General features: G+C 66.7%; 12 protein-coding genes and 1 pseudogene. 4 read left to right on the forward strand and 9 right to left on the reverse strand.

What is annotated here, in order from left to right; all coding sequences use genetic code 11:
* Window positions 1-703 precede the first annotated feature (703 nt).
* The 7 genes from ABT114_RS44995 to ABT114_RS45025 form a co-directional block, all read right to left on the reverse strand.
* On the reverse strand, window positions 704-2,002 hold the full coding sequence (locus ABT114_RS44995; protein ID WP_351151587.1) for a PucR family transcriptional regulator: 1,299 nt from the start codon (window positions 2,000-2,002) through the stop codon (window positions 704-706).
* Window positions 2,003-2,014: 12 nt separating this feature from the next.
* Window positions 2,015-3,433 (reverse strand): phytoene desaturase family protein, encoded by a 1,419-nt coding sequence (locus ABT114_RS45000; protein WP_351151589.1) that lies wholly within the window; start codon window positions 3,431-3,433, stop codon window positions 2,015-2,017.
* Window positions 3,430-5,235: a DUF3556 domain-containing protein gene (locus tag ABT114_RS45005; protein WP_351151592.1), complete on the reverse strand. Its 1,806-nt coding sequence runs from the start codon at window positions 5,233-5,235 to the stop codon at window positions 3,430-3,432. Before ABT114_RS45005 ends, ABT114_RS45000 begins: the two co-directional genes overlap by 4 nt.
* A gap of 114 nt (window positions 5,236-5,349) precedes the next feature.
* A complete protein-coding gene (locus tag ABT114_RS45010; protein WP_351151595.1) occupies window positions 5,350-6,813 on the reverse strand; it encodes a class I adenylate-forming enzyme family protein in 1,464 nt (487 codons plus the stop codon).
* A 153-nt stretch (window positions 6,814-6,966) separates the two neighbouring features.
* On the reverse strand, window positions 6,967-7,104 hold the full coding sequence (locus tag ABT114_RS45015) for a hypothetical protein (RefSeq protein WP_351151598.1): 138 nt from the start codon (window positions 7,102-7,104) through the stop codon (window positions 6,967-6,969).
* A gap of 119 nt (window positions 7,105-7,223) precedes the next feature.
* Complete coding sequence (locus tag ABT114_RS45020) at window positions 7,224-7,982, reverse strand: SDR family NAD(P)-dependent oxidoreductase (RefSeq protein WP_351151601.1); 759 nt, start codon at window positions 7,980-7,982, stop codon at window positions 7,224-7,226.
* A 465-nt stretch (window positions 7,983-8,447) separates the two neighbouring features.
* Window positions 8,448-9,659, reverse strand: a complete 1,212-nt coding sequence (locus ABT114_RS45025) for an acetyl-CoA C-acetyltransferase (protein ID WP_351151740.1) — start codon at window positions 9,657-9,659, stop codon at window positions 8,448-8,450.
* 187 nt (window positions 9,660-9,846) lie between these two features.
* Between ABT114_RS45025 and ABT114_RS45030 the strand changes: the two genes are divergently transcribed.
* A complete protein-coding gene (locus tag ABT114_RS45030; RefSeq protein WP_351151603.1) occupies window positions 9,847-10,275 on the forward strand; it encodes a TetR-type transcription factor C-terminal domain-containing protein in 429 nt (142 codons plus the stop codon).
* Between the two features lie 218 nt (window positions 10,276-10,493).
* A complete protein-coding gene (locus tag ABT114_RS45035) occupies window positions 10,494-11,006 on the forward strand; it encodes a hypothetical protein (RefSeq protein ID WP_351151606.1) in 513 nt (170 codons plus the stop codon).
* A 583-nt stretch (window positions 11,007-11,589) separates the two neighbouring features.
* Here ABT114_RS45035 and ABT114_RS45040 read toward each other — a convergent pair.
* Together ABT114_RS45040 and ABT114_RS45045 are read right to left on the reverse strand one after the other, a co-directional pair.
* Window positions 11,590-13,215: pseudogene (locus tag ABT114_RS45040) on the reverse strand (flotillin family protein); the annotation flags it as partial.
* A 71-nt stretch (window positions 13,216-13,286) separates the two neighbouring features.
* Complete coding sequence (locus tag ABT114_RS45045) at window positions 13,287-13,901, reverse strand: hypothetical protein (RefSeq protein WP_351151609.1); 615 nt, start codon at window positions 13,899-13,901, stop codon at window positions 13,287-13,289.
* A 249-nt stretch (window positions 13,902-14,150) separates the two neighbouring features.
* Here ABT114_RS45045 and ABT114_RS45050 point away from each other — a divergent pair, with 249 nt between their 5' ends.
* Window positions 14,151-15,209, forward strand: a complete 1,059-nt coding sequence (locus tag ABT114_RS45050) for a PucR family transcriptional regulator (protein WP_351151612.1) — start codon at window positions 14,151-14,153, stop codon at window positions 15,207-15,209.
* Window positions 15,210-15,963: 754 nt separating this feature from the next.
* The gene (locus ABT114_RS45060) at window positions 15,964-16,755 is read left to right on the forward strand and encodes a class I SAM-dependent methyltransferase (protein ID WP_351151615.1); all 792 of its coding nucleotides are present in this window, start codon (window positions 15,964-15,966) and stop codon (window positions 16,753-16,755) included.
* Window positions 16,756-16,855: the final 100 nt, after the last annotated feature.

A 16,855-nucleotide genomic window follows, 5' to 3' on the forward strand; every position in this document is an offset into this window, starting at 1 on the left:
CGGCCACCGACAACAACTGACACGAACCACCGAGGCCGCACGGTGGCTCACGATTGAACCGTTCGAACTGGCCCCAAATTCAGCCGTTGCCGACAAACGAGTGCTCACGGAACTGCGGACTACAGCGCAAGGCCCTTTAGCCTCGATTCGTCAGCGGGAGTCGGTCGCTGAGCGGTGCGGCTGTTCGCCCGTAATGTCCTCTGCCGCTGGAGGATGGGCCGTCGCATGACGCCGCGGAGTGCGCCGGGTTCCACTGGCCCGGAGGTTGCCGGTTGTCCTCCTTCTTGGTCTTCGTCGGGGCGTGAGCCGGCCGTCAGGTGGCGGCCGGAAAGTGCGTGAGCCTGTTCCAGCTGGTGGTGAACGCCGCCGCCCAGGGCCAGGTCCGACGGCGGCGAGCTGAACAACCTGGCTCTGAAGTTGTTCACCGCAGCGGGCGGTGGGGCACCGCCCGCCGCGCTCGGGCTGCGGGCCGCACTCGCGCTGGTTCGCGGCGACCTTGACAGGGTGAGCTGCGATGGACGGCGCAGCGCATCACCCACGCGGGCCGCACCACCCTGAGCGACGCGGGCTTCGCGCACAGGACTTCGACCACGGCATCCGCCTGCCTCCCGAAGAGGCTCTACCCGCCCGCCGTCCTACGGCACGCTACGAGCGGCCAACCCGACCGCGTCCCGCTACTCCCATACAAGTCGGCGGTTCACTGTCATGTGAGGGGAAGGCGGTGGGCGCGTTCTGTGCCAAGGACGGCGGCCGCGCTCAGTGCGAGTTCAAGCTCGAGGCGGTCATCGAGGAGGGTACGTCCGCGGAGTTCTTCGACGCGTTGCAGTCGGTAGCGAACGGTGTTTCGGTGCAGGATGAGTGCATCGGCGGTCGCTTGGTAGTTGCCGTCGTTTCTCAAGAAAGCCAGTGCGGTATCGCGCAGACGCGCCGCGTTGTCGGTGTCGTCGGCCAGGGGACCCAGTACCTCGCGGATCCAGGTTCGCAGACGCGAGGGGTCATGGACCATCATCGCCAAGACTGGGACGTGGTTGTCGCAATAAGCGAGACAACGTTGAGACGCGGAGACAGCGAGCACGAGTCGGGCCTGTTCAGCCTGCTGATGGCTGAGGCGGAAGCCGTGGGTCCCGTAAGCAGCCGACCCCAGTGCTACACGAACATGGGAGCTACCTAGATCCTGATTGATCGTGCTGCTGTCCAAGTCCACCAAAGAACTGGCGTCTCCTGCGGTGAGCCCGACCCAGGCCCACAGGGCTCCTTTGCTTCCGGTGGTAAGCAATGGTTCGCGTCGTGAGCCCAGTTTCCGCGCCAGCTGTCGGGCGGTCGCCATGAGCGCCTCGATTCCAGATCCTCCGCGTCCTGGGCCGTCGAACCACAGGGTGAGGGCGAGGTGCCATTGGTGGAGGTCGTAGTTGGAGTTACTGAGCAGTTCCTGGCGCGCGGCCTGGTCGTCCTCATCCGAGTCAAGGATGCGGCGGACGATGGCCGAGGCGACGTTGGCAGCCTGTTCGGCCCACCGCCGCTGCTCTTCGGCGTGGGCGGCAAGGAGTTCCTTGGTGACCCAGTCGACGTATCGGTGCATGAAGCCTGCGACTTTACGCAGGACGTAGAGCTTGACGTAGTCCGGGGATTCCAAGGCCTGGATCTCACGGAAGATCCAGTCCATGAGGTTGTCGGTCCCGTACTGGTAGCCGCGATGGAGCGCGTCTCCTGGCACACCTCGGGATGCCAGCGCCCGCGCGTATTCCAGTGCGGCCGGTGCCGCTTGGGCGTGGTCGGGCGGAATGGCGTTGTGCAGCATCGAAAGAATGGTCGAGGTGTTTGCCTCGACACTGGCGTAGAGCTGCTCTAGGGTCTGCGGTTCATCGAGGCCCTCAACATCGCGCGCGATGGCGTCGGTGATGTGCTGGGTGACTTCGTCGCGGTGGGCTTGCAGCCGCTTGGCGACGGTGGCGACCGCGGCAGTGATGTCTTCTGGCTCGATGCCTGTTCTGTCAGAAGACATTGGCATGCACCCTCACCTCAGTCCGTGTCGTCGTAGTGCTGATTGCGCGGCACGGTATCCGCACAGGCCGTGAGCGCCCGCACCCGGCGGAGTCGCGGCCGAGCAGAGGAAGACCCCGTCGACGCCGGTGAAGTAGGGGTCGAGGGCGATGCGGGGCCGGAAGACGAGTTGCAGCGGTTGGTTCGCGCCGGTCACGATGTCGCCGCCGACGTAGTTGGCATTGTGCACCTCCACCGCGGCCACCGAGCGAATGTGGCGAGCCACGATCCTGGCCCGAAATCCGGGGGCATACCGCTCGATCTGGGACTCGATCGCCTCGGTCGCGTCGCCGTTCCAGTTCGCTGGTACGTGGGCGTAGGCGTCGATGGGGACGACGCCGTCGGCGGCCCGGCTCGGATCGGCGAGGTATTGCTGGCCGAGGAGGACGAAAGGTCGCTGCGGCATGGTCCCGCGCCACACCTCTTTCTCGGCCGCGGCGAGTTCGTCGACAGTTCCACCCAGGTGCACCGTTCCGGCACGGCGGGCCGGTTCATAGAGCCACGGGATGCCGCCCTCGACGGCGAAGGCGACCTGGTAGGCGGCTGGTCCGTGGCGATAGCGCCGGTAGGCCCTGGCCACTCGGCGCGGCAGGCGTTGACCCATGATCTGGGCGGCGGCACGGGGGCTGGTGTCCAGCATGATGATGTCCGCGCCAGCCAGTTGGTGCAGAGAGCTGACGGTCGTGTTGGTCTCGATGCTGCCGCCGTGCTTCGCCAAGAGCGCGGCCATCGCGGTGGTGATCGCGGCCGACCCGCCTTCGGCGACGGGCCATCCGTAGGCATGCGCTGCTGTTCCCAGCGCAACACCGATGGCAGAAGAAGCCAGCGAGCCCAGGGGCCTGAAGGAGTGGGCCGCGACGCCCGCAAAGAGCGCACGGGCTTCGGCAGTGGACCATCGCTGGGCCAGCAACGTAGCCGGCATGCCTGCCCGGAGTCCGAACTTTGCCAGCTTCACGGGGTGCTGAGGCAGGTGAAGGATGGGCTTGGTGAAGTCTTCGGTGATGGCGCCAAAGTGCTCAGCAAGAGGGCCGAACAGTCGGTGCCACGCGGCTCCGTCCTGACCGAGGTTGCGCGCCGTCTCCTCCACAGAACGCCACGCCGCGGCCCCACGGCCTTCGTCGAGTGGGTGGGCGTATTGAACCTCCGGCCACCGCCACCGTAGCCCGTAGGGTTCCAGGTCGAATGCTCGGGCGAAGGCCGAGTCAACAGCCAGCGGGTGGAAACCGGAGCACTCATCGTGGAGCAAGCCCGGCAAGGTGTATTCGCCGCTGCGTGTGCCGCCGCCGATCGTGGGGGCGGCCTCGAGGACCCTCACCCGAATTCCGGCGTGGGCGAGGGTGACGGCGGCAGCGAGCCCATTGGGCCCGCTGCCGACGACGATGGCGGTCGTCATGCAGTCACCGCAGACGGCTCCGGGGCGGGATGAGCCTCGCCGGCGGGCTTGTAACCGGGCGCGGTCCAGGTCACCGTGTGCTCGATCGGGCCGTTCGGCAGCCACGGCTGCTCGTTGGTCGTGGCATCGACGTGGTACCAGCCTCGCTCCACAACGCCCAGCGCTGCGTCGATGACCTGGTACTGGAGTGTCTTCTTATGGATCGGCTGGGACTCGACCCAGGTCACAAGGCATTCGCCCGGTTCGAACTGCACGCGCTTCTGCATCGAGGCGATCGTGCGGTGGTCGTGCATATGTCCATCGCCGAAGGCCCATCCGATCAGCACCGAGCACACAAACTCGCCTTCACGGATCCGGTAGTTCTCCAACCGGTCGGTGTGCCGCATCATCAGCGAGAGCATTCCCTTGCCCTGAGTGTGCATGACGCGCCATGCGATCGGGGTGGCCATCGTCACTTCGCCGACCTCGGTGCCGTAAAGCGCCGAGAGCTGGTTGATCTGGGTTTCATTGTACTTGACCAGATTGCGGTTGAGCTTTTCCTCGGCTTCCGGTCCGCGGAAGGCCCACATGGACGCCGCCCAGTTACCGGCGTACTGACGCATCGAGGGCAGGAAGGAAACGAGGTCCGGACGAAGGTTCCCCAGGACCGGCATCGAGAAGAACACCACCGCGAAGGCTGCCAGCACCCAGGGCGAGCTGACGTCGCCGATCCCGTAGCCGTTCCAGGCGCCGAAGCCTCCGAAGTGCCAGATTGCGTTGAATCCGAAGAACACGTTCCATTCCAGCGGCACGGCAAGCGGGAACGTCGAGATGATGAAGATATGGAAGAGGACGATGCCTCCGATGGCCGCAACGGTCACGAGACGGTTCGGCGAGAAGAGCAGGATCAGGGGGAGCACCAGTTCGACGAAGGTGCCCCCGATGTGGGCGAAACCCCACGTGATCACCGACGGCCGCAGGTCGTTGGGGAAATCACGGTAGAGAGAGCGCTTGAACTTCTTCGACCCGATCCACGGCGTGTTGCTGAGCATGGGCGGGATGACGAAGGCGAAGTGACGCCCGAACTTGGAGACCGCTGCCCCGACCCAACTCACCACCATCGCCAGCTTCGCGGCGAAGATCATGTCCGGGCCGTGCGTGAGGATGGTCAGGAAGAAGAGCACCGGTATGTACTGCTCGCTGCGAGCTGCCAGGAAGACGACCCGGTCTCGCAGGCCCATCACGCAGATGAGCACCAGGAAGGCGAGCAGCCCCCAGCGGGAGACCAAGCCGGCCTGAAGCGAAGGGAAGGCTTCTGTCCTCTGTCCCGGCATCACGATGTTCGCGACGAGGACTGCGATGATCGCCACGTACAGAACCGTGTCGAAGGCGGTGCGCTCATCACCCTTGGTGAAGGGCACGAGGCGCGACCACGGTGGCAGACGCAGGGTCTTGCGACGCGCCCAGTAGTGCCAGCCTCCGGTGAAAGGCTTGAAATGGAAGGCCAAGGGTCCAGAGGCTGAGGCGTAGCCGGTGATCTCGAAGAGAATGGTCCACAGCATCGCCTTCTCGTAGACGATCGGCTCGCCCCACCACGCGCCCAGGTGAAGCAGACTGAGGCCCGGGGTGGTCAGACCGGTGATCAGCGCGCCGGCTACGACGAAGAAGACCAGCTTGGCGATGTAGATGGTGTGAATGATCTTGGGGCCACCGGTCCCGTACTCGGCCCAGAAGGTCTGAAGGATTCGAATCCTTTCCCGGAATGGGATGGTTTCGAAGGCTGCCGGATCTACCGGTGGCATGTCCCCTGTCTTGAAGCCCATGATGGTTCCTTTCGCGCGTGCGGGCGCAGCACTGCATGGGCGCGGGTCGTCCGCGCCTGATGTCCTTGAGCGATTCCCCGCTGACTTGTAATGAGTGGAGCGGGAGCTGACGGGCTAATTACGGGCCTGAAGCTGCAGGTCCTGCCGGAGCCGCGGCTTGTCGATCTTTCCCACCGGGTTCTTGGGAAGGGTTTCCACGACAGCGGCTCGGAGCGGGATCTTGGCCTTACTCAGGTACTGGCGGCAGTGGTCGAGGATCTGCTCTTCGGCGATGTCGACGCCTGGGTAAGTAGCCACGTAGGCGACAGGCACTTCGCCCAGGATCGGATCGGGAGCCCCGACGACGGCCGCCTCCAGGACGCCGTCGATTGCCGAGATCGTATTCTCGATCTCCTTGGGATAGATGTTCTCTCCGCCGCGGATGATCATGTCCTTGATGCGGTCGACGATTCGCAGGTAGCCGTCCTCGTCGAAGACGCCGACGTCTCCGGTGTGGAGCCAGCCGTCGACGACGGTTTCCGCTGTAGCCTCCGGGCGGCCAAGGTAACCGCGCATGACAGTGGGCCCGCTGATGAGGACCTCTCCGGCCTGCCCGGCCGGCACCTCCTGTCCCTCGTGGTCCACGACCTTGATGCGCTGCCCCGGGAATGCAGGGCCGACCGTCCCCGGCTTTCGTACCCCGTCCAGCGGGTTGCAGGTCGCACCGCAGGTGCTCTCGGTGAGTCCGTAGCCTTCGATGATGGTGAAACCGAAGCGGCGCTGGGAGGCTTCAAGGAGTTCCTTGGATGCCGGGGCAGCACCGCAGACAGCGAAGCGGAGGGAGGAGGTGTCGGGCGCGATCTCGGCCGGCAGCGAGGCGAGCATGGCGTACATCGCCGGAACCGCCGAGAAGTAGGTGGGGCGGATCCGTTCGAAGTCGGTGAAGAAGCCCGATGCCGAGAACCGCGGCAGAACCGTGAGGCGTCCTCCGACACGCAATGGAGCCAGGGTGCTGATCATGATGGCGTTGACGTGGAACAACGGCAAAACCAAGAGGCAGTGATCCCGCACGGTAAGGCGGAAATGCTCAGCGAACATGCGGCTCATGGCCTCGCAGTTCGCATGATCGAGCATGACGCCCTTCGGCTTGCCGGTCGAGCCGCTGGTGTACACCAGCAGAGCGCGGTCGTCGCCGCGCAAAACCGGCTCGGGCAAGATCTGGGCTGTTGCGGTGACAATGTCGCTGAGGGGAAGCACCGGCGCCACAAGCCCGGACTCAGGCCGCTCAGCGAGCACGACCTTGGCGGCCGAATCGCTGAGCTGGTAGTTGGTTTCCTCGGCGGTGAATCCTGGATTGATCGGGGTCACCGCGGCACGCAGACGCCACGCTGCCCCAAGGGCGATCACCAACTCGACGCGGTTGTACAACTTGACGGCAACCACGTCGCCCGGTCCGATCCCGAATTGGGCAAGCTGCACAGCCATCGCTTCGGTGCGTCGGTTGAGGTCTTCGAAGCTCAGCGATGTTGAGTCGTCCGCGACGGCAGCACTTGTTCCGAAGTGCTTCGCCAGAACCCAGGGCAGGTAGCCAATCTCCACGGTAGTGCCTTCTCTCAATTCCTGTGTGATGCAGGACACTAAGCGGAAGCGCCCATCGCGCTCCACGGCCACGCCTGTCAAAGAAATTCCGCACTGTTGTGCATGGTGACCAAAGAGGCATGGGGCACTGCGTCCAACGGGCAGCGACCTTGATCAGTGCGGGGGGTGATCTCGGTGGTTGTGGTACAGGCCGTAGTGGCGTGCTGGCTCACTGTCCCCCTCGCTGTTGGCCTGCAAGTTCGCCAGCACATCGAATTCGAGGCGGGTGTAGCCCTTTGCCCTGCGCTTCATGCTGTTCAGCCAGGACGGCTGACGAGCCCATGTGTCATCGATGGGGGTTGAGCCTCGGCTGACGAGGCACGGGGCGCTGCCGATGCGTCCAGGCAGCGCCCCGCGGGCAGTCGTACGACTCAGATCAGGCCAGCGGTGAGACCTCCGTCCAGAGTCAGCGTCGATCCCGTCACCCACGACTGCGAGGGATCCGCCAGGAAGGCCACCGCCCGGGCGATGTCCTCAGTCGTGCCGAACCGGCCCTGCTTGGCCGAGATCACCGACGCGAAGCCGCCTTCGGACAGGCCCAGATGCCGTTCGAAATCGGATGCCGTGTGGGTAACCAGGTCGGTACCAATGAACCCGGGCACGACTGCATTGACCCGGAGGCCGTGGTCACGCATCTCGATCGCGGCCGTCTTGGTCAGGTTGATAACGGCTGCCTTGGCTGCTCCATACGAGGCGACGAGCGGCGAGCCGGTCGTACCGGTCACAGATGCAATGGTGACGATGGCTCCGCCGCCGGACGCGATGATCGCGGGCGCCGCGTACCGTATCGAGAGGAAGACCCCGTCGAGGTTCACAGAGGTTACCGAACGCCAAGCAGACAAATCCGTTTCGAGGATCGGAGCGACCAGGCCGATGCCGGCGTTCGGCACCATCAGGTCCAGGTGACCGTAGTGGTCAACGGCGTGCTCGATAAGCGCCTTTACTTGACCCTCGTCGCGTACGTCGCAGGCGATCCCGACGGCACTCGGCAACGTGGCGGCAACGCGAGCGCAGTCGGCGGCGTCGAGGTCGGAGATGACGAGGCTGTATCCGCGGGAACTCAACTCCTGGGCGATACTCAGGCCGATTCCCTTCGCAGATCCGGTGACGATCGCGACTGGGTTGGTCACGTGAATTCCTTTCGATGGAGACGGCGCCGTCTCGATGTCATGCGCGATGTAGGACACTAGAAAGAGGCCAGTGTTGAGTTCCACGGCCACGTTGTTCAAAGAAATTGCGCGCTTTGGTGCAGTCGGACCAATGGACTGCGACAGCGCCAAACTGCGCACCAACCTTGACCTCGATCCGTCAGCGGTGAGCGGTCGCTGATCGGAGCGCTCTGGGCTGGTCGCCCACAGGTGACCGCCGTCCCGGCCTTCTTCGATGCGGCCTGGATGATCGTGGCGTCGAGGTCGATGACGATCCAGCCCGTGAGCCGCTTGCCGGTAAGGATGCGGCCGCCTCAGCGGCCGCATCCACGGCGAATCAGGTCTCGGCGAAACCGCTGCCGCCCGCGGTGATTGCCTTCGCCGCCGAAGCGTGCCACGGACAGCGCCGTCGTCGGTTCGTGCGACGGATGTCGGCTCGAAGCAGGCTCACATCCGCTCGAGGATGAGCGCCATGCCCTGACCGCCGCCGACGCACATCGTGATCAGACCCGTCGACTTGTCATGGAAGTCAAACGAGTTGAGCATCGTGTTCTGCAGCCGCGCGCCGGTCATGCCGTACGGGTGGCCGACAGCGATGGCACCGCCGTTGATGTTGAGCCGATCGATGTCTATGCCGAGATCCTGGTACGACGGCACGACCTGCGCGGCGAAGGCCTCATTGATCTCGACCAGGTCGATGTCATTGATGGACATACCGGCGTTCGCCAAGGCGCGGCGGGTGGCCTCGACCGGACCAAGGCCCATGATCTCCGGAGAGAGGCCGGAGACGCCGGTGGAGATGATCCGCGCGAGGGGCTTCAACCCCAGCTCGGCGGCCTTGGTGTCAGACATGATCACCACCGCGGCAGCGCCATCGTTGAGCGGGCAGGCGTTGCCGGCGGTGTTGACGCCGCTCTCGCGGAAGACCGGCTTGAGCTGGGATACGGCCTCGTAGGTGACGCCGGCGCGCGGGCTGTCGTCGGCCGAGACGACGGTGCCGTCCGGCAGCGTCACCGGGGTGATCTCGCTCTGCCAGAAGCCGGCGGCGATCGCCTTCTCGGCAAGGTTCTGCGACCGTACGCTGAACTCGTCGAGCTCGCGACGCGACAGCCCGCGCAGGGTGGCGATGTTCTCGGTGGTCTGGCCCATCGCAATGTAGCTGTCGGGGAGCAGGCCGTCCTCGCGCGGGTCGTGCCACTTCTCGTTCGACTTCGCGGTCGCCTCGGTTCGGGCCCGGGCCTCGTCGAAGCGCGGGTTCTCACAGCCGGGGATATCCGAGGAGCCGTTGCCGACGCGGGAGACAGTCTCGACGCCGGCGGAGACGAAGATGTCGCCCTCGCCCGCCTTGATCGCGTGGAAGGCCATCCGGGTGGTCTGCACCGACGAAGCGCAGTAGCGGGTCACCGTCGCACCCGGGACGGCATCCATGCCGAGCATGGTGTTGACGATCTTGGCCATGTTGAAACCCGACTCGCCGCCCGGCAGACCACAGCCGAGGTAGAGGTCGTCGATCGTGTTCGGGTCGAGCGCGGGGACCTTCTCCAGGGCCGCCTTGACCGCGATCGCGGCCAGGTCGTCGGAGCGGAAGTCCTTGAGGGATCCCTTGAACGCACGACCGATCGGCGTACGGGCGGCAGAGACGATGACGGCTTCAGGCATGAACAACTTCCCTAACTTGAAAAAGAACTTAGCGATCCTTGATGTGAGCGACCGCTGATTTGGCGGCACCAGCACCCGTGACATTGCCAGCCGGGTGCAGCCCGATGACGGTCGACGTCCACCATGAGTCCGAGGAGGGCCTGCTCTACGCGATCAGCTCCGCGGGCACACAGTCGCTCTCGACTGTGTGCGGCAGGCGTTCACCGCGAGCGATGGCCCGGCGGAGCGGCTATGGGGCATGGTCTTCAAGTTCAGCCGCTGGCACCTGGAGAATGCGAAGCTCGGGCGAGTTGTCGAGTACGAGTTTGCCGCTCTCACCGACGAAGACCGCGCCGAGGTCCTCGTGCTACGCCGCCAGACACAGGCCGTCGTGGTCGACGCGATCCGCGACGGTGCGCGCCGGGGCACCTTCCGCCTAGACGACGTGGAAGGGACAGCTCGCGCCCTGCTCTCCCTCTTCATCGACCCGGTGCACTGGTTCTTCCCCGATCGCCACGATCTGGCGCCACAAGCCCGGGCTCAGGCCGCTCGGCGAGCACGACCTTGGCGGTGCGACGGCAGCGCTTGTTCCGAAGCGCTTCGCCAGAAGGGGGCAGGTAGCCGATCTCCACGGTAGTGCCTTCTCTCAATTCCTGCGTGATGCAGGACATTAAGCGGAAGCGCCCATCGTGCTCCACGGCCACGCCTGTCAAAGAAACCCCGCTCTGTTGTGCACCGTGACCAAAGGAGCAATTGTCAAATCCTGTGGGTCGCGGGGCGCTCAGAGCTCGATTCTGGACCTGCCACGGGATAATCGCGTGCGATCTTCCGGCAGCGGTGGGTACCGTGCCGACCATGGACGTGACGTTCACCAAGGTGCCCGGGCGCCGTTATCGGATGACCGTCGTTCGGGAACGCGGTCCGGAGTTGGCGCCGCGGCAGGGGCCAGGCTATGACGACTACCTGCCGCATGACGCCGTGCACTTCCTGGTTGAGGTCGAGGCGGGGCTGTCCGGCGGTGTGTTTGGCCGGATTGCAGCCGGGCAAAGCAATATCTTCTGGGCGACCGATCCTGCTGTCAGGAAGCGTCAGGCACGTCGGGAAGCGAAGCGGCGGCCGAGCGGGGCCGAGCATGCCGACATGGCTCGGTCCGAGACATTGGCCTCCCTATGCGAGCCGTTGTGGCAGTTGCGAGCGGGCCAGCGCTCGGATCTTCCTGACTGGTTCTCCTCCATGGAGCCGGGTATCGGCGAGTCGCAGCTCGTCGAGCGCATCCTGGCCCGTCTGGACGACTTCGCCGCACGCTGGCACCCGCTACCGGCGGGCGGCAGCGTCACGTTGTCGTGGCCGTTTCGCACTCGTCGCTGACGAATCCTCAGACTGCTGTGACCTCGCCGCGTTCGACGAGGTGTCCGCCTTCGAAGCGGGCTCCGGCGCGGACAAGGGCTACGAGGTGGAGTGCGTTCACGGCCCCCCACCGCTGCTGTGCGGACTTCGCCGCCGCAGTCGCGCAGTTGGGCGGTTTTCTCGGCTGCCGGTCAACGTGTGCGACGCCCGTCCTGTGTTCACCACAGTCGCCCGCTCCGGGCGCCAAGGATGCCGTCGTCGAATGGCCGCACCGCTACGTCGCGAGGGAAGCCGAGGCGCGCCGCATCGACGGCCGTACAGTCCTCGCCGTGGTCACCCCACCTCCCCAGGTTCAACATCCTGCTGCTCGAAGTGGAGATGCGGCGGCCCGACACGCCTACATCGGCACGATGGTCTCCTGGCGCATCCATGAGGACCGGATTGAATACTTCAAGGAAAGGGCCTTGCGGGCGCGGAGATCGCCCGGATGCTTCCGAGCCAGATCGGCCTGCACCTCGGCGCCCGTAACAGCTACCGGCTCGTCAACGCCTCTCCGACATCAAGGCCTTGTCGATCAATTCGATCACGCTCAGATCCCCGACAGGTACTCCTCGTGGCCACGGGACGCGTCGTCCAGCGCCGCCATCGCGACGGCCTTCTGGCTGAGGCCCTCCGCCTCTGCCTTGAGCTTCTCGCCGATACCGGTGGCCTCGGCGAGCGCCTTGGCCCGCGAGCCCTCGGCTTCGGCACGCAGCCGGGCCTCGATGCCGTCCGCCTCGGCTCGCAGCCGCGCCTCGGTGGCCACGGCTTCGGCACGGCCGGCCTTCTCGGTGACCTCGGCCGCCTTGTCGCGGACCTGCACGTCGGCGAGGCCCGCGGCGGCGGACTCGGCCTGGATGCCCTCGGCGAGCCGCAGCTTGGCCCGCGCGTCGAGGTCGGCCGACTTCAACCGGGCTTCGGCGAGCGTCAGTTGTTCGGCGGCGCGGTGCTTGGCCGCGGTCTCCGCCGCCTCGGCCGCCTTGATGTCCTTGACCAGCTTCTCCTGGGCCTGCGCCTCAGCAGCGATGATCACGGTCTGCCGTCCGCGCTCGGCCTCCTCCACGGCCCGCAGCTTCTTGATGGACTCCTCCTGCTCGGCGACCGTACGGTCCACCGCGACCCGCTCCCGGATGACCTCGGCGATCTCCCGCTTCTCGGCCTCGACCTCCTTGTCGGCGGCGATACGTGTCAGGCCCGTCTCCCGTTCCCGGGCGATGACCTCCAGCAGCCGGTCCTTCTCGATGCGCTCGTTCTCGATCGCGATGACCCGCTCGCGGTTCTTCTGCGCGACGGTGATCTCGCGGGCCTGGTTCTCGCGCTGGATGCCGAGCTGCTCCTCGGTGCGGATGAACGCGCCCTGCGAGCCGAGCCGTTCCTCCTCCTGCACCTTCGCGGTCACGGCCTCCTCACGGGCGCGGAGGGTCTCGACCTCGCGCCGCTGCTTGATCTCGGCCTCGGCCTGCCGGCGCTCCAGCTCCAGGATGGCCTCGCGGGCGTCGACGTTCTGCCGGGTGATCTCCTTCTGCTCGGTGCGCTGGAACTCGTTGGTGCGGACGTGCTCGATCGTCGTCAGTTCGGTGATCTTGCGGATGCCCTGGGCATCGAGGATGTTCTGGTTGTCGAGCTGCGTCATCGGGGTCTGCTCAAGGAAGTCGATGGCCGCGTCGTCGAGGTGGTAGCCGTTGAGGTCGGTGCCGATGACCTGGATGATCCGGTCCCGGAACTCCTCACGCTTGGTGTACAGGTCGACGAAGTCCAGCTGCTTGCCGACCGTCTTGAGGGCCTCGGAGAACTTCGCCGCGAAGAAGTCCTGGATCGCCGCCGCGTCGCTCGCGGTCTCGGTGCCGATGGCCTGCGCGACCTTGATGACGTCCTCGACCGTCTTGTTGACCCTTACGAAGAAACTGATGTGGATGTCGGCGCGGATGTTGTCCTGGCAGATCAGACCCTCGCGGCCGGTGCGGCGGATCTCGATGGTCTTCACCGAGATGTCCATGCACTCGGCCTTGTGCAGCACCGGCAGCACCACGGCGCCGGTGAAGGTGACATCCACCTTCTTCGTCTTGGAGATGATCAGCGCCCGTCCCTGCTCCACCTTGCGGAACAGCCGGCCGACCACCAACAGCAGTGTGATCGCGATGAGGAGGACAACGGCGACGAGCACGCCGATGCCCAAGGAGATGACATCCATGGCAAACGTCCTTGAGGCATAAGGAACTTCAAGCGGGTGAGAAGATGCGGCGCGCAACGGGCGCGGGCGACTCAGGTGCCGTGACCCCGCGGGTCGAGCGCCGTGTCGTACGGCGCGACCCAGAAGAACTCGCCGACCTCGTCGTAGGCGTACAACAGGCCGGTACTGCCGCTGGTGAGAACCTCGTCCGCGGTCTGGCGCACCTGCACCACCGCGGTGGAGCCGTCCTTGGCCGCGACCTCGGCCTGCCCGAACCCGGAGTCCACCCGCCCCATGCGAATGGTGCAAGTGAGTCCCACGAAGTCCAGCCGGGACGGCCCCGGTTCATCGGGGAAGAGGTGGCGCAGCGCCCGTACGAGCAGGCGGGTCACACGCCAGGCGATCAGCAGTGCCCCCGTCAGGACCACCAGCCCGGCCAGCCCGCGGATCGCTCCGGAGGACGCCAGGGGATCGAGCAGGACGGTCGCGCTCAGACTCAGGAACCAGCCGATCGCGGTCACCAGGGAGAAGACGACCGTGACCGGTACCCCGCCCATCCCCCAGGCGTCGAAGTGCACGTGGCCGTCGAAGCCGTGCGACTCCGCAGCTCCGACGGCGACCAGCAGCCAGAAGCCGACAACCACGACAAGCGCGGCCGTGAACAGGATGGTGGGAAATCCGCTGACAGCCACGAGAAACGACCACATGCCCCCACCCCCAACTCGTCCTGTTGTGCTGCCGACCTGTTGCGGTGGCGCACGGCTCCCCTCCGGCTTTCGGTGCCGGACACCGCTCAGGTGTCCGACACCGAGACCATCCGCCGTGCTCCCCCGCGCACATCGTGCATGGCAGGTACCGACCAGCGCATTGCCGGTTCCCGGCAATGTTCACTAGGGTCTGCATGCCGGTCGCCGCTAAGAAGTCGTCACCGGGCCGTCAAGAAACCGGGGGACGACGTGACGGGGCACGACATACCCGAGGACTATCTGAGCGGCTATGCCCTGATCCTGGCGGAGGTCTCGGCCACCGGCCGCCGCCTCACCCGCGACGAGATCGAGTCACGCCGCGCCCTTGGTGAGCAGGCCGCCAACGCCGGTCACGGCCTGCGCGCCCTCGTCAGCGCCCGCCTGTCCGCGGCCCGCGCCGCCTGGCCCACGACGCCCGGTTCCGCCGACAGCACACTTGCCGCGATCCAACAGGTCATCGACGCCTTCGCCGAGGGCTACGAACGAGCACAGTTCCTCGCCGTACGGAAAGAGGAGGCGGCGCGCCGCGAGTTCATCGACGACCTCCTCTACGGCCGCAGCGACCTGGGCCGCCTCGCCGAGCGCGCCGAGCGCTTCGGCCTGCGCCTCTCCCACGCGCACGCCGTCGCCGTCGCGCAGGGCACGACCGCCTACGACGAGGGCGCCGTAGTGCCACGACAGGTGGAACAGTCCCTCATCGCACGCTTCGGCGACCGCAACATCCTGCTCACCACCAAGGACGGCCGGATGCTGTGCGTCGCGCCCGGCGACCAGGACGACGTCCTCACCTACTTCGCCAAGCAGGCGTACGCGGCCACGGACGGCGGACGCGTCGCCATCGGCCGCCCCCAGCCCGGCCCAGGCGAGGTCGTCCAGTCCTACGAAGAGGCACTGAACACCCTCGAACTCGCCGAACGCCTCGAACTCGACGACCCGGTACGACGCGCCGCCGACCTGCTGGTCTACCCCGTCCTCACCCGGGACCGCCAGGCCATGGCCGACCTCGTCCTCGACGCCCTGGGCCCGCTCACCACCGCCCGCGGCGGCGCCCAGCACCTCCTGGACACCCTCACCGCGTACTTCGACTCGGGCTGCGTCGCCGCCGAGGCCGCGCGCCGCCTCTCCCTGAGCGTGCGCGCCCTGACCTACCGCCTGGAACGCATCCACAAACTCACTGGCGCCAACCCCGCCGACCCGGCCCACCGCTACACGCTCCAGACCGCGGTCATCGGCGCCCGACTGCTGAACTGGCCCGCCCAGAGCCTCTGACCCGGTCGGCTCAGCGGTAGTCGGGGTTCGGGCGTCCGGACGACAGCCCGCGCCCCACTCCGAGCGCTGGTTGCCGTGGGCGGGACCACCGCGCCCGCGTTTCAGCAGGACCGCCAGGTGCATCAGGTTCCAGGTCATGAGCGCGGTGAACAGGGCCCACAGGTCGCCGAAGAGGTACAGCGTTCGGCGTCGGAGCCGAGATCACCCGTACGGCGTACTTCCTGGGCGACGCATCGTCTACGTCCTGCGCGTGGCCGCGTACGAGCCCCCACGGCTGTGGGACATGGTGGAGCCTTTCTGCACAGTGGCCTCACCGACGTGCCGTGCCCCCGCCCCGACGTCCGTGTTCCGCAAGGACCGGAAGTCTGATACATCCTATTCGTGCCCGTAGTGTGAAAGCCGTGACCACCTCTCCCACAACAGAACCGGACACGGCGCCTGTCGACGCGGTCCTCCCTCGGCCGACACCCATGACGGATGCGGTGCAGCGGGAGCGGCTCGTCCCAGCAGTCGCGCCACCCGGCAGCCGCTTCGCGACGGAATCGGCACGGCTGAAAGCGGGAGTCGGCTGATGAACCCGGCACACGAGGTGGCGCCTTTACCGGGCGCCCTGGAGCGCCCACCGTCGACTGCCGTGGGGCGCCCGGCAACCGGCCTCACAGGCCACCCATCGCTGAGCCTCACGGGCCACCAGCCTCTGCGCTTCACGCATCACCCGCGGCAAGATCTCGTCGAGCGGACCGCACCAACCATCGTGCGCGCGTCCCCCGCACCGTCCGACGGCACCGCACACCCCTGGTCCGGCGACCCCTACTCCGCCGCCCTGCGCACCGGCCGCGGCCCCCTCTACCTCCGCAGTAGCGACGGCCGGCTGCTGCCGCTGGAGGTGGAGCGGTGGTGTGCCGAGGCCGATACTGCCGATCTGGAGGTACTACGGCGGTGCGAAGGGGTCGTACTCGACGTGGGATGCGGGCCCGGCCGGCTCGTGGCGGCGCTCGCCGCGCAGGGGCGACGAGCGCTGGGTATCGACGTCAGCGAGGCGGCCGTCGCCCACACCGTGCGGCTCGGCGGGCAGGCGCTGCGCCGGTCCGTCTTCGAGGCGCTCCCCGGCGAGGGCCACTGGGACACCGCCCTCCTCGTCGACGGCAATGTCGGCATCGGCGGCGACCCGGCCGCCCTCCTGCTCCGGATGACCGAACTCGTCACCCCCGACGGAGTGCTGATCGCCGAGACAGCCCCGGTCGACATCGACGAACGCGTGCAGGTTCGCGTCGCCGACGGCCGCGGTACCGCCAGTACCTCCTTCCCATGGGCCCGCCTCGGCACCCCCGCCCTCCTGCTATACGCCCGCCGGACGGGCTGGCGCCGAGACGCTCAGTGGGCGGCCGGGGGCCGCTCCTTTGTCGCCCTGCGCAACCGCTCCGACCGCGCAGACCTCCGCAAGCGCAGCACGAACAGCACGGCGGAACCCCCGAACAACACCGCCGTGACCAGCAGCCAGCGGGCGAGGAAGCCGTCGCCGGACAGACCGGTGTCGGACCGGTAGAGGCCCGCCATCTGCCCGCTGATCAGCGGAAACCACATCAGCAGCAGAAGCGCCGAGAACGCGGCAGGGAACCGGACGTAGAGCGTCCACTCACGGCGAC

The sequence above is a fragment of the Streptomyces sp. NPDC002088 genome (assembly GCF_040296605.1).
Lineage (GTDB): Bacteria > Actinomycetota > Actinomycetes > Streptomycetales > Streptomycetaceae > Streptomyces.

Excerpts from the sequence above, each read along its gene's own strand:
- ABT114_RS44995 (WP_351151587.1), bottom strand. The coding sequence starts at position 2,002 with ATGTCTTCTGACAGAACAGGCATCGAGCCAGAAGACATCACTGCCGCG.
- ABT114_RS45000 (WP_351151589.1), bottom strand. The coding sequence starts at position 3,433 with ATGACGACCGCCATCGTCGTCGGCAGCGGGCCCAATGGGCTCGCTGCC.
- ABT114_RS45005 (WP_351151592.1), bottom strand. The coding sequence starts at position 5,235 with ATGGGCTTCAAGACAGGGGACATGCCACCGGTAGATCCGGCAGCCTTC.
- ABT114_RS45015 (WP_351151598.1), bottom strand. The coding sequence starts at position 7,104 with ATGAAGCGCAGGGCAAAGGGCTACACCCGCCTCGAATTCGATGTGCTG.
- ABT114_RS45025 (WP_351151740.1), bottom strand. The coding sequence starts at position 9,659 with ATGCCTGAAGCCGTCATCGTCTCTGCCGCCCGTACGCCGATCGGTCGT.
- ABT114_RS45035 (WP_351151606.1), top strand. The coding sequence starts at position 10,494 with ATGGACGTGACGTTCACCAAGGTGCCCGGGCGCCGTTATCGGATGACC.
- ABT114_RS45045 (WP_351151609.1), bottom strand. The coding sequence starts at position 13,901 with ATGTGGTCGTTTCTCGTGGCTGTCAGCGGATTTCCCACCATCCTGTTC.